The following is a 12795-nucleotide window of genomic DNA, read 5'->3' on the forward strand; positions in this document are numbered from 1 at the left end:
GACCTTTAGCCTTAATGGGTGGGAATGAGTGATAATCATTAGAAAATCAGCCAATAAAAATAATGATTACAACAACAAAGGAAGCCTCATGGATGTAGATACCTTGCTAAAAGCAATGACCCCCGATGTTTATCAGCGCATGAGTACGGCGGTGGAGCTCGGTAAATGGCCGGATGGTACGCCGTTAACGCCAGAGCAACGCGACTCTGCCTTACAGGCGTTGATGCTGTATCAGTCACGGCATAATCAGGATGCCGCGCACATGTCTGTCGCCAAAGGCGGGGAGATGATGTTTAAATCAAAAGCCGAGTTGCAGCGCGAGTTTGCGGACGACAAAATAGGCACCTCTGGTGATACAGAGAAGGCGGACTCTGGGTCAATAGCCCGTTTCCCGGCAGATAAATTCTGAGTTAGCCTGTCTGAGATTCCACGAGCATTCATTCGCCCCATAACAAGCATGCACCTCAGTCTGTCTGCTATTTCGCTTGGCGACAGGAGGTGCATTGATTGGGTACGCTTGCTTTTTCCGCCACAACGCCTCCGCATTCCCGTCTCCTGCGTTCGGTAAGAATATGACGATCTCATTAATCCATGATCTTAATCTACCGTGCCGATAATTACCGGCTCACAGTAGAAACTGGCCAGTTCATGATCTTCTTCACTGATAAGGTTGGCCACCCAAGGTTCTTGCTCAATGGTGCTCAGGTATTCGTTCAGGCGCGGATAATGGGTGAAGCGTAATCCGGCCATCCAACCGCTGCGTAAGACGCTCCACAGGCTGATTTCTGCCATGGAAAAGTGTTCTCCCACAAAGCCTTTCTCTGGCATTTGCTCTTCCAGATAGGTCAGCGCTAAAGGCAAGTGATGCTCAATGCATTGTTCAACGGCCTCTTCATCGACGTCTTTATCCAGCATCTTGCCGCGCAGAATTTTTTGATAAAACATCACGCCACCGACCAGCGAGGTGAGTCGTGTGTCGGCGTATTCTTCCAGCCAACGGATTTTAGCCCGCGCTTGAGCGTCACCGGGATAGAGTGGCGGCACTGGGTAGACATCATCCAGATAGTGGGCGATGACGGTCGAATCGATAATACTGAGTTCACCGTGTTCAAGGATCGGGACTTTCCCCATAGGGTGACGCTTTTGTGCCAGTTCTTTTTCCACATACGGATTGAGCGGTTGTAACTCGTAGGTAATGCCTTTATAGGCAAGTGCGAGCATGATTTTTCTGACAAACGGTGAGATGGAGGAACCATGGAGGATCATCATCTTTGCGTAGCCTTTCGGTGATAGGTGGAGATAGAGAAAGTGTAGCTGAGATGGTCACAAATGATCATCATGAAGCCTGTGCATAAAAAAACGGACACTCAAGAGCGTCCGTTTTTGTCTGACTGTGTGGGGGCGGCGTAACGCTTAGTGCGTCAATTCGCCACGCAAGTCTTGTTGCATCAAGCTGCGTACCGTTTCAATCGGCAGATCTTGGCTCAGCAAGTAATGCAATTTCGCCAGTGCGGCTTCTGGGGTCATGTCGTAACCGCTCAGTACGCCGGCATCGGCCAGGGCACAGCCTGTGGCATAACCGCCCATGTTCACCTTGCCGGACAAACACTGAGTTAGGTTCATCACCACCACACCACGGTTAGTGGCTTCGGTTAACTGTGCAAGCAATTCCGGGTTCTGCGGTGCATTACCCACACCAAAGGTCAGCAGGATCATTGCGTTGACCGGTTGGCGCAAGGTATTGCGGATCACTTCCGGCGAAATACCCGGGTACATGGTGATCACACCGATCGGTTGTGGCGTGATGTTGTGTACCTTGAATGGGCCGCTTGGCTTCTTATCCAACTCCACATTGTTCAGTTGGATGTTGATGCCCGCTTCCAGCAAAGGCGGCAAGTTTGGCGAAATGAACGCGCCAAAGCCGTCAGCATGTGCCTTGGTACTGCGGTTACCACGGATCAATTTGTTGTTGAAGAACACTGTCACTTCGTTGATCGGGTAATTGGCTGCAATGTGCAGGGCATTAAGCAAATTGCTCTGACCATCAGAACGCAGTTCCGCCAGTGGGATCTGTGAGCCTGTCACAATCACCGGCTTGTCGAGGTTCTCGAACATGAAAGACAATGCCGACGCGGTATACGCCATGGTGTCTGTGCCATGCAGGATCACGAAACCGTCGTACTTGTCGTAGTTCTCTTTAATGTCATCAGCAATGCGCTGCCAATCCGCTGGCGTCATATCCGACGAATCGATCAATGGATCGTATTCGTGGATCGTGAATGTTGGCATCTCTGCACGATGGAATTCTGGCATGCTTTCCAGTTGCTTTTCCATGAAGCCAGCAACCGGGATATAACCATGGTCTGATTTCTGCATACCGATGGTGCCGCCTGTGTAGGCGATGTAAATGTTTTTTCTTTCCATATGAAGGTACAGAATTATCGGTTGGTGGCCCGCATTATACGGTGAACAGCGCGTAAAAAAAGCCCGGCAACGCCGGGCTGATCTCACTTTTCAATATTGAGGCAGTTTATGCAGAAGGCATATTGCCCTTTTGGATCGTTGAAGTTACCAAGGGTGGTAAGGTCTGTTACAACCTGTTGAGAAACCGGTTGCAAAGCCTCCGGTACACTTCCCCACATGGCTTCGGTGATCCACAATTTAGCCTGACCAGAAATGTCTTTCATAAACATCTCGAACGGTGACAATGGTTGCTTCATCCATTCAATCTGGTAGTTATCACCGATATCTGCCAATTCAGCAGCACTGTCTACTGCGTCATCAAAGTCACCTAAGGCGTCAACCAGACCCAGTTTCAAGGCATCCTGACCGGTCCACACGCGACCTTGCGCCACTTTGTCAGCTTGCTCCAGCGTCATGTGACGGCTCTGGCTCACTAGATTGATAAAGCGGTGGTAGCCGTTTTCAATGCTGATTTGGAATAGTTCTGACACACCCTCTGGCAACTCTCGCGTCACACCGACACCGGCAAACGGGGTGGTGCCCACACCGTCACTGTATACGCCCATTTTTTCCAACCCTTTCTCAAAGGTGGTCATGATGGCAAAGATACCGATAGAGCCGGTGATGGTAGTCGGTTGTGCCATGATCTTATCGGCGCTGGCTGAAATCCAGTAACCGCCAGAGGCTGCAACGCTCGACATCGAAACCACAACCGGCTTACCGGCTGCTTTTAGGGCATCCACTTCATTACGGATCACTTCAGAGGCAAAAGCACTGCCCCCTGGACTGTCAACACGCAGTACTACGGCTTTCACATTTTCATCAAAACGGGCATTGCGCAGTAACGCAGCGGTGGTGTCGCCACCCACATTGTTGTTTTGCTGAGGACCATCCATGATGGCACCGCTCGCCACGACCACGGCCACCTGATTCACGGATGCGGTTTGATCCAGCTCGTCACCTTCAGGGGCGATCATCGGATCCTTCACCGTTGGCTGGTAATCGTAGTAACTGATTTGATTAAAGCTGTGTTCCTTGTTGTCGCCGAACAGATCCATCAAACGCTGACGCAAGGCCGGGCGGCTCAGCAGTTCATCCACCAAACCTTGGTTAAGGTTCAGTTGTGCCCAGTCACCGTCGACGGCTTTGAATTGCTCAATCAGGGTGTCCAACTTCGGTGTCATGACGCTCGCGTCAATCTCGCGGTTGGCGGCTACGTCGCTGGTGTATGCGCCCCATAATTGGTTCAGCCATACACTGTTGGCTTCACGGGCCGCGTCAGACATGCCGTCTAACGTGTACGGTTCAACAAACGACTTGTAGGTACCGACACGGAACACATGGGTATTGACGTTGAGCTTTTCCAGTAAGCTTTTGTAGTAAAGGCTGTATGTACCGTAACCCTGTAGCATCACGCCACCGTCCGGCGCCATGTAAATGGTGTCAGCGTAGCTGGAAAGGTAGTACTGGCTTTGCTTGTAGTGCTCACCAATGGCGACCACAGGCTTGCCGGTTTGCTTGAATTCGGTAATGGCTTTGGCGATGTAGCGCATCTTGGTCAGGCTGGTTTCCTGCATCTCTTTCAGATTCAGTACCAGGCCGGTAATGCGGTCATCTTTTGCTGCGGCACGAATGGTATCGACGACGTCAAACAGCACGGTCTCTTGTGCAGGTGGTTGACCAAGGGCACCTTTTACCAGTTCGTTGTAAGCATTGACCGGGGTTTGGCGTTCAACAATCGGGCCGGAGATATCCAGTACCAGCGCCGCCTTTTCTGGCAGTTCTGGGCCTTTTGAGCTTTCATTAAAGATGAATAGCCATGCACCAATGACGACGAAAAACAGCAGGTTGGTGATCACCTGACGTAATATATTGATGCCTTTCCCTATCCAACCAAAAAGCTTTCCTATTCCTTTAAAGATCACTTTCATTGATATTCCTGAATAATTATGACTTGTGATGTATAACGTCCATCCTAACCGAGTAGACCACCAATTTCAGTAATAATTCCTACTGAAGTCAGTGAGTAGCGTGAAAAAGCGGCATTTTTGTACAGGGGCGAGGGCATCGGTGGGGTGTGATTGAAGATAAGTTTGTGTTATTACAATGTAAGCAAATATTTGATAAAGTTATTATCGATAACATATACTGGTCTGACCATATCATCAGAAGTGTGATTGTCATGGATGAGCAAGTTTACCCACATCTCTTAGCGCCGTTGGATCTGGGCTTTACGCAATTGCGAAACCGGGTGTTGATGGGCTCGATGCACACCGGCTTGGAAGAATCCCGAGGGGGATTGCCAAAGCTGGCCGCTTTTTATGCTGAACGGGCGCGTGGTGGTGTTGGCCTGATCGTAACAGGGGGATTTTCACCTAACTTTCGGGGCCGCTTACACCCATTGAGTGCCGAATTCAGCTCTGCCCGCACGGCGCGCGCGCACCGGGTCATCACCGATGCCGTTCACCGCGAAGGCGGCAAGATTGCCTTGCAGCTTCTACACGCGGGCCGCTATGCCTTGCACCCGTTCGCGGTCAGTGCCTCTGCCATTAAATCGCCCATCTCGAAATTTACCCCCAGCGAGATGACGGCGCGTCAGATCCAGAAAACCATTAATGATTTTGCCCACAGTGCGGAATTAGCGCGAGAAGCCGGGTATGACGGTGTTGAACTGATGGGATCTGAAGGTTATCTCATCAATCAATTTATTTGTCAGCGTGCTAACCACCGTTATGACGAGTGGGGCGGCAGCTATGAAAATCGAATGCGATTCCCGCTGGAATTAGTCAAAGCCGTCAGAGCGCGAGTCGGCCGCGATTTCATCATTATCTTCCGGCTATCTATGTTAGATCTGGTGGAGCAGGGTAGCACCCACGATGAAGTGGTGCAGTTGGCGCAGCAACTTGAACAAGTGGGTGTCACGCTGCTCAATACCGGCATTGGCTGGCATGAAGCGCGGATCCCGACCATTGCTACCCAAGTCCCCCGTGCCGCCTTTGCATGGGTGACGGCGCAAGTGAAGGCGTCGGTGTCTATTCCATTGATTACCTGTAATCGCATCAATACACCGCAGGTGGCGGAAGCTATTTTGTCTGCCGGTCAGGCTGATATGGTGTCGATGGCGCGGCCTTTTTTGTCGGATGCCTACTTTGTGCAAAAGGCCAGTGAGAACCGTGCGGACGATATCAATACCTGTATCGGGTGTAATCAGGGGTGTCTCGATCATGTGTTTGTCGGTCAGCGGGCAACGTGTTTGGTAAACCCGCAAGCCTGTTATGAAACCGAATTGCGACTGACGCCCGTGGCGACTTCTCGCAAACTGGCCGTTGTCGGAGGCGGACCGGCGGGCATGGCAACAGCCGTCGCGGCTGCTGAACGGGGTTTTGCCGTTACCTTGTTTGAGAAAAATGCCGAGCTCGGCGGGCAGTTTAATCTCGCCATGCAGATCCCCGGCAAAGAAGAGTTCAAAGAAACCATTCGTTATTTCACCCGTCGACTGGAGCAGACCGGCGTGACTGTGAAACTCGAACAGGCGGCGGATGTCGCGTTGCTGACAGACTTTGATGACGTGGTGATCGCCACCGGTGTGGCGCCACGTATGCCACCTATTGAGGGGATTGATCATCCGAAGGTGGTGGATTATCAGACCTTGATTCGAGAGAAACGCGAACTTGGGATGAAAGTGGCGATTGTTGGTGCGGGCGGGATCGGTGTGGATGTGGCCACCATGCTGACAGAGCCGAGTGAGCAGAGGTTGGAAGACTGGCTGAAAGATTGGGGGATCGATCAGCGCGTTGAATACGCAGGGGGGTTGTACCCGTTTGAGAGCTACATCAGTGATCGTCAGGTGTGGTTGATGCAGCGCAAACCCGGCAGTGTCGGCAAAGGGCCGGGCAAAACGACCGGCTGGATCCACAAAAAAGTGCTTGAGAAGCGCGGTGTCGAGTTGCTCGGAGGCGTGAGTTACGATCGTATCGACGATCAGGGGTTGCACATCACGATGGAAGGCCAAAAGCGGGTGCTGGAGGTGGATCACGTCGTGATTTGTGCCGGCCAGACCTCGGTTGATACCTTGTCGGCGGCATTGCGTGCTAAACAGATTAACGTTCATGTGATTGGCGGCGCAGATGTTGCGGGAGAAGTGGATGCCAAGCGCGTGATCCGCCAAGGGGTAGAGTTGGCCGCACGGTTATAACCCCTGTAGATTGCATGGATTTACCCGTTATTGAATGTGATAGGGTAACGTAAAGAGCATAAACATGAAGTTTGCGAGGTAGTTATGGATGCATTGGCCTTATTGTTGAATCGTCGGTCATTACCCAAAATGATCGCCCCTGCCCCGGAAGGGGAAGCGTTGGATGCGATTTTTCGGGCGGGGTTACGCGCGCCGGATCATGCGGGATTGACCCCGTGGCGATTTATTGTGTCGCAAGGCGAAGGCTTGGATCGCTTATCCGGCATCTTACAATCAGCGGCTCAAGAGGACGGAGCCGATGAAGCAACGGTTGAAAAAGCCAGCCGCTCACCGTACCGAGCGCCGATGGTCATTACCGTGGTAGCAAAAGTAACAGCACACGATAAAGTGCCGACCATTGAACAGTACTTGTCGGCCGGGTGTGCCGCACATGCCATGCAAATGGCGGCAGTGGCGCAGGGCTTTGCCGCATTTTGGCGTACCGGAAAGTGGGCGTATCACAACGTGGTGCGTGAGGCACTGGGCGTGTCCGGTGATGACATGATTGTGGGATTTTTGTATCTTGGCTCTGCCGGATGCCGTGATGCCAAGGCGCCAGAGCGGGATTTAGCACAATTTGTCGAATATCTCGCGTAATACGCCCTCAAAGGGATAAATTCGTTTGATTATGCGCAAAGGGAAGCCATTTTGGCTTCCCTTTTTGCCCCTGATGGATGACAGGATCCGGTGGCAGGAGTAGAATCCTCCGCTTCTTGTCATTTTATCGGAGCGTGTCATGGAAAATGTTCGCCTTACCCAATACAGCCACGGTGCAGGATGTGGTTGTAAAATCTCACCTCAAGTGCTTGATACTATTCTTAAAACTCAAATCGCTCCGTTCGCTGACCCTAACCTGCTGGTAGGGAACGAAAGTAAAGATGACGCAGCGGTATACGATCTTGGCAATGGCACGGCGGTGATCAGCACCACGGATTTCTTCATGCCAATCGTGGATGACCCGTATGATTTTGGCCGTATCGCGGCGACGAACGCGATCAGCGACATCTATGCCATGGGCGGTAAGCCAATCATGGCGATTGCGATTCTGGGCTGGCCTGTGAACGTATTGCCACCTGAAATCGCGCAAAAAGTGATTGAAGGCGGTCGTGCCGTATGCCGTGAAGCGGGCATCTCTCTGGCGGGCGGTCACTCGATTGATGCACCAGAGCCAATTTTCGGCTTGGCTGTGACCGGTATCGTAGATACGGATCGCGTGAAGCGTAACAACCAGGCGGAAGCGGGCTGTAAACTGTACCTGACCAAGCCGCTAGGTATCGGTGTACTAACCACAGCAGAGAAAAAATCCCTGCTAAAAGAAGAGCACCAGGGTTTGGCACGTGATTGGATGTGCAAACTGAACAAGCCGGGCGAAACCTTTGCTGATATCGCAGGCGTAAAAGCCATGACTGACGTGACCGGTTTTGGTCTGATGGGTCACCTGAACGAAATCTGTGAAGGCAGCGGTCTGAAAGCCACCATCCAGTTTGATCAGATCCCACACCTGCCAGGCGTGTTTGACTACATTGCACAAGGCAGCGTACCGGGCGGCACAACCCGTAACTTTGACAGCTACGGTTACCGTGTGGGTGCCATGACCGATGAGCAAAAAGCCCTGCTTTGCGATCCTCAAACTTCTGGCGGTTTGCTGTTGGCGGTCACGCCGGATGCCGAAGAGGCAGTAAAAGCCGCTGCTGAGCAGCACGGTATTACGTTGAATGCCATTGGTGAATTATTTGACGCGACGGATAGCGACACTGTATTGATTGAGATCCGCTAATCATGTCCCGTCCAAACTGTGAAGATTTTAAACAACTGTTCCTTAACGATACCCCGTTGATGGACATGCGTGCACCGGTTGAATTTGAACAAGGTGCATTCCCGACCTCTCACAACCGTCCATTAATGACGGACTGTGAGCGTAAAGCGGTCGGTACGTGTTACAAAGAACAAGGCCAAGACGCCGCGATTGCATTGGGTCACCAGTTGGTGAACGGCGATGTCAAAGCCGAGCGAGTGGCACAGTGGAAAGCGTTTTGTGAAGCGAACCCGAACGGGTATTTGTACTGTTTCCGTGGCGGCTTGCGTTCACGCATCACTCAGCAATGGTTGAAAGAAGCGGGCATTGATTTCCCGATGGTTGTCGGTGGTTACAAAGCGCTACGCCGTTTTCTGATTGATACCATTGATGCGGTGGCGGCTCAGCCAATGACGCTGATTGGTGGTAACACCGGTTGCGGCAAAACGTTGATGTTGCATGAGCTGGCAAACGGCATCGATTTGGAAGGCGCGGCGAACCACCGTGGCTCATCATTCGGTCGCTATGTGACAGCGCAGCGTACGCAAATTGCGTTTGAAAACGTACTGGCCGTCGAAATGCTGAAAAAGCAGGAAGCGGGTGCGAAGCACTTTGTGTTTGAAGATGAAGGCAAAGTCATCGGTTCGGTGAGTACGCCATTATCGATTCACCAAGCGATGCAGGCAGCACCGATTGCGATTGTCGACGATCCGATGGAAGTGCGTTTAGCCCGTCTGACAGATGACTATGTGATCCGCATGCAACGTGATTTCTGTGAAACGTACGGTGAGGAAGAAGGCTGGCAGCTGTTTACGGAGTATCTGGCGCGTGGCATGTTCAGTATTCGTAAGCGCTTGGGCTTAGAGCGTTACGAAGAATTGCTGGCAACGCAGCAGGCGGCAGTGCAAACCATGCAGGCGACCGGTTCACTGGACGGCCATGAAGCGTGGCTGAAGCCGTTGCTTGAGCAGTACTACGATCCGATGTACACCTACCAGTTGAGCAAAAAAGCCGATCGTATTGTCTTCCGAGGCGATTACGCCACGGTACGTGAGTGGTTGGCAGCACGCTAAGCACGAACACGACGTATCGACGACAGCGCGTTAAGCATTAAAAAACACCCCGTGATCAGGTTTTGATCACGGGGTGTTTTTTTATCAATCGATTGTGTGATTAATACGGTTCAATCACAGGCTTGATTAAGCGGCATTCACAGGTGGCATGTACTGGCGATCATCGTGGATCATGGCACGGATTTCCTGCACATACTTCTCACCGATTTGGGAGTAGTGGATCAGTCCTTGTGCCATCGCATTGGCGGCCGCATCAGACGTGATCGGTGTGCCCGCAGCGCGTTGCTCGGCGCGAATATCACGCAGTGCCTGATAGGCTGGGTTGGTGTTCACATTGGTGAAGTAGGCATCGACAGCGGCTTGCGTATTGGCAAAACGCTGTACTTCATGGAAGTGGCCGCCTTTTTCCTGATGCGGGAATAAGCCACAGCCTTGGGTGTAACACCATTGGCCAAAGTAATTGTTGGCTTCAACCGCAAAACGGGACGTGCCCCAAGCCGATTCAATGGCCGCTTGGCTCATCACCAATGCCGCTGGAATTTGATCCACGCGAGCCAGGATGGCTTGTTGCCAGGCCGCATTCACACCCGCTGTCGGGATAGGCAACTGGTACTGAGAAGCGATGTTTTCCAGAAATTCTGTGGGTGCATTACCACCGTGTGAAGGCGCCGGATGCTGGGTAAAATAGTGTTCTAACAACCCTCGGTTATGTGCAATCGTACTGTTTTCGCGGTCAATCATTGGCTGCAAGTAGGCGAAAAAGGCCGTTTTCTTTTGTTTGACATCGCCCATCGCGGCGAAATCCGGCTTATCGCTTGGCAGTGTGATATGTGTATGCGAGGTCACGTGATGTGCGTGGGGAGACGTTTGCTCGGCGCGCACTTTGACGGCATGGATAGCGGTTAAACTGACCGCTGCGGCGAGGGTGATCACGCCAACGGTGGAAACTTTGGTCATAATGGTTAGTACCTTAAAAAGACACACCCGAAAGAAGAACTGTACCTTACGCCTATCTTTTTAGGCTATCAAGCATTCCTTTGTGGTATTTGCTCAGGCGTTTATCGCGGGATTACGGTGGATTTGCGGCGTTTAAACTGTTTTTATATCCAGTATAAATCTTGCTGCCACGACGGCTTTTCGGTACAGTCTCGCTATTCCTGCTACCAAGTGAAACTGTGAATGACTCGTTTGTATATTGCTGAAAAGCCTAGCCTCGGCCGCGCGATCGCGGCGGTACTTCCTCGCCCGCATAAAAATAACAATGGTTACATTGAAGTGGGGAATGGCGATATTGTGACCTGGTGTATCGGTCACTTGCTGGAGCAGGTCGAGCCGGATGCGTACGATGAGAAATACAAAAAGTGGAACTTGGCCGATTTGCCGATTGTGCCCGAGCAATGGCAACTGAGTCCGCGTAAGTCGGCCAAACAGCAATTAGCCGTGGTCAAAAAGCTGTGCAAGCAAGCGACCGATGTGGTGCATGCCGGTGACCCGGATCGTGAAGGGCAGTTGCTGGTGGATGAAGTGATTGATTACGTGAAATTGGCGCAGAGCAAGAAAGCGTCGATGCAGCGTTTGTTGATTTCGGATTTGAACCCGGCGGCTGTGAAGCGCGCCTTGGGTCAGCTGCGTAGTAATCGTGATTTTATCCCGTTGTCTGTGTCCGCGCTGGCGCGTTCTCGAGCCGACTGGCTGTACGGCATGAACATGACCCGTGCCTATACGTTATTGGGCCAAAAAGGCGGCTATCGTGGCGTGTTGTCAGTGGGTCGTGTGCAGACCCCGGTACTCGGACTGGTGACCCGCCGTGATGATGAGATCGCCAATTTTGTACCTAAGCCTTTCTATGAGCTGTTTGCCTTGATCCCGTATCAAGACATGGTGATCCGCGCCAAATGGCAACCGAGTGAAGCGTGTCAGCCTTGGCAGGACGATGATGGCCGTATCCTTAACCGTAAGCTGTGTGAAAACGTCGTCAGCCGCATTAAAGGCCAACCGGCAGAAGTGAGTGCGGCTGAGCGTAAAGAAACCCGCCAAGCCCCCCCGTTGCCGTATTCTTTGTCTGCCCTGCAAATTGATGCGGCCAAGCGTTTTGGCATGAGCGCCGCTGATGTGTTGGCAACGTGTCAGTCGTTGTATGAAAAACACAAGGTGATCACTTATCCGCGTTCCGATAGCCGTTATTTGCCGATGGATCATTACCGTCAGGGCGGTGAGGTGTCACAGGCCATTGCCAATACTGAGCCAAAGCTCGCCAATGCGGTCAGCGGGGCTGATCTGAGCCTGAAATCCAAAGCGTGGAATGATAAGAAAGTGGATGCTCACCACGCCATTATTCCCACGCCTAAAGCGGTGAACCCGGCCAGCCTCAGTGCCAATGAGCAGAAGATTTACCAGCAGATCGCCCGCCAGTACCTGATGCAATTCTATCTGGCGGCAGTGTACAGTGAGGCGAAACTGGAATTTACCATTGCGGGTGGCCTGTTTATTGCCCGTGGTCGTCAGCTGATGTCACCGGGCTGGCGTCAATTGCTGGGGCGTGATGACAGTCAGGACGGTGAAGCGGATTTAGCCGATAAAGTGCCGCCGTTAACGAAAGGCACGATGTTGGTGTGCCAAGATGGCGAGATCAAAGACAAAATGACCGAGCCACCCAAAGCCTTTACTGAAGCAACTTTGCTGCAGGCTATGACGGGGATCGCCCGTTTTGTCTCGGATCAATCGCTGAAGAAAATCCTGCGTGATACGGATGGCTTGGGCACCGAAGCGACCCGTGCCGGTATTTTGGATATTTTGTTTAAACGCCAACTCCTGATGCGTCAAGGCAAAAGTATTCATGCCACCGAAGCAGGGCGCGGATTGATTTATGCGTTGCCGGATGAAGCGACTTACCCAGATATGACGGCCCATTGGGAGCACCAGTTGCAAGACATGGCGGAGAAAAAGTGTGCCTATAAGCCGTTTATGGATGCCTTAGAAGCGCAGGTGCATCGTTTGATGACCCAAGTGCAAACCAGTGAAGTACCCAAGAGCCTGATGTCACTGACCTCACCAGAGCCGTTCAAAGGCAAGAAAGGCGGTTATGCGAAGAAAGGTGGGTATAAGAAAGGGGCAGGTGCCAAATCATCAAGCGGTGGACGTAAAGCCTCAACGGGATCGAAACCTAAAACCGCCGCCAAGCGCACCCGTAAGCCGCAGTCGTAAACAGCGCTATGCCGAGTAATGTTTAT

10 protein-coding genes are annotated in these 12795 nt (G+C 52.1%); 6 read left to right on the plus strand and 4 right to left on the minus strand.

The annotated features are described in order from the left end of the window. The first annotated feature begins 88 nt into the window (after positions 1–88). Positions 89–409, plus strand: coding sequence for a YeaC family protein (locus ABT58_RS17440; protein WP_047875724.1), 321 nt, complete (start codon positions 89–91; stop codon positions 407–409). Between the two features lie 188 nt (positions 410–597). Here the strand turns inward: ABT58_RS17440 and ABT58_RS17445 are convergent, their stop codons facing one another. From ABT58_RS17445 to sppA, 3 genes are all read right to left on the minus strand, one after another. Then, positions 598–1269: a glutathione S-transferase family protein gene (locus tag ABT58_RS17445; protein ID WP_229821598.1), complete on the minus strand. Its 672-nt coding sequence runs from the start codon at positions 1267–1269 to the stop codon at positions 598–600. A gap of 144 nt (positions 1270–1413) precedes the next feature. After that, positions 1414–2424: an asparaginase gene (gene ansA, locus ABT58_RS17450; RefSeq protein ID WP_047875725.1), complete on the minus strand. Its 1011-nt coding sequence runs from the start codon at positions 2422–2424 to the stop codon at positions 1414–1416. A gap of 83 nt (positions 2425–2507) precedes the next feature. Beyond that, on the minus strand, positions 2508–4394 hold the full coding sequence (gene sppA / locus ABT58_RS17455) for a signal peptide peptidase SppA (protein ID WP_047875726.1): 1887 nt from the start codon (positions 4392–4394) through the stop codon (positions 2508–2510). 251 nt (positions 4395–4645) lie between these two features. Between sppA and ABT58_RS17460 the strand changes: the two genes are divergently transcribed. From ABT58_RS17460 to mnmH, 4 genes are all read left to right on the plus strand, one after another. Beyond that, positions 4646–6658, plus strand: a complete 2013-nt coding sequence (locus ABT58_RS17460) for an NADPH-dependent 2,4-dienoyl-CoA reductase (protein ID WP_047875773.1) — start codon at positions 4646–4648, stop codon at positions 6656–6658. An 84-nt stretch (positions 6659–6742) separates the two neighbouring features. After that, positions 6743–7294: an NAD(P)H nitroreductase gene (locus ABT58_RS17465; RefSeq protein ID WP_047875727.1), complete on the plus strand. Its 552-nt coding sequence runs from the start codon at positions 6743–6745 to the stop codon at positions 7292–7294. A 139-nt stretch (positions 7295–7433) separates the two neighbouring features. Further along, positions 7434–8474: a selenide, water dikinase SelD gene (gene selD, locus ABT58_RS17470; RefSeq protein ID WP_047875728.1), complete on the plus strand. Its 1041-nt coding sequence runs from the start codon at positions 7434–7436 to the stop codon at positions 8472–8474. Positions 8475–8476: 2 nt separating this feature from the next. Next, positions 8477–9565 (plus strand): tRNA 2-selenouridine(34) synthase MnmH, encoded by a 1089-nt coding sequence (gene mnmH, locus ABT58_RS17475; protein ID WP_047875729.1) that lies wholly within the window; start codon positions 8477–8479, stop codon positions 9563–9565. Positions 9566–9691: 126 nt separating this feature from the next. Here the strand turns inward: mnmH and ABT58_RS17480 are convergent, their stop codons facing one another. Further along, the gene (locus ABT58_RS17480; RefSeq protein WP_053063130.1) at positions 9692–10522 is read right to left on the minus strand and encodes a glucosaminidase domain-containing protein; all 831 of its coding nucleotides are present in this window, start codon (positions 10520–10522) and stop codon (positions 9692–9694) included. A 222-nt stretch (positions 10523–10744) separates the two neighbouring features. Here ABT58_RS17480 and ABT58_RS17485 point away from each other — a divergent pair, with 222 nt between their 5' ends. After that, positions 10745–12769 carry a DNA topoisomerase III gene (locus ABT58_RS17485; RefSeq protein ID WP_047875730.1) on the plus strand — a complete coding sequence of 675 codons (2025 nt, stop codon included), beginning with the start codon at positions 10745–10747 and terminating at the stop codon, positions 12767–12769. The last annotated feature ends 26 nt before the right edge of the window (positions 12770–12795 follow it).

The sequence above is a fragment of the Photobacterium aphoticum genome, from assembly GCF_001029435.1.
Taxonomy (GTDB): domain Bacteria; phylum Pseudomonadota; class Gammaproteobacteria; order Enterobacterales; family Vibrionaceae; genus Photobacterium; species Photobacterium aphoticum.

Coding starts and splice junctions, on each gene's coding strand:
- ABT58_RS17465 (WP_047875727.1), top strand. CDS start 6,743: ATGGATGCATTGGCCTTATTGTTGAATCGTCGGTCATTACCCAAAATG.
- ansA (WP_047875725.1), bottom strand. CDS start 2,424: ATGGAAAGAAAAAACATTTACATCGCCTACACAGGCGGCACCATCGGT.
- ABT58_RS17480 (WP_053063130.1), bottom strand. CDS start 10,522: ATGACCAAAGTTTCCACCGTTGGCGTGATCACCCTCGCCGCAGCGGTC.
- selD (WP_047875728.1), top strand. CDS start 7,434: ATGGAAAATGTTCGCCTTACCCAATACAGCCACGGTGCAGGATGTGGT.
- sppA (WP_047875726.1), bottom strand. CDS start 4,394: ATGAAAGTGATCTTTAAAGGAATAGGAAAGCTTTTTGGTTGGATAGGG.
- ABT58_RS17440 (WP_047875724.1), top strand. CDS start 89: ATGGATGTAGATACCTTGCTAAAAGCAATGACCCCCGATGTTTATCAG.
- ABT58_RS17485 (WP_047875730.1), top strand. CDS start 10,745: ATGACTCGTTTGTATATTGCTGAAAAGCCTAGCCTCGGCCGCGCGATC.
- mnmH (WP_047875729.1), top strand. CDS start 8,477: ATGTCCCGTCCAAACTGTGAAGATTTTAAACAACTGTTCCTTAACGAT.
- ABT58_RS17445 (WP_229821598.1), bottom strand. CDS start 1,269: ATGATGATCCTCCATGGTTCCTCCATCTCACCGTTTGTCAGAAAAATC.
- ABT58_RS17460 (WP_047875773.1), top strand. CDS start 4,646: ATGGATGAGCAAGTTTACCCACATCTCTTAGCGCCGTTGGATCTGGGC.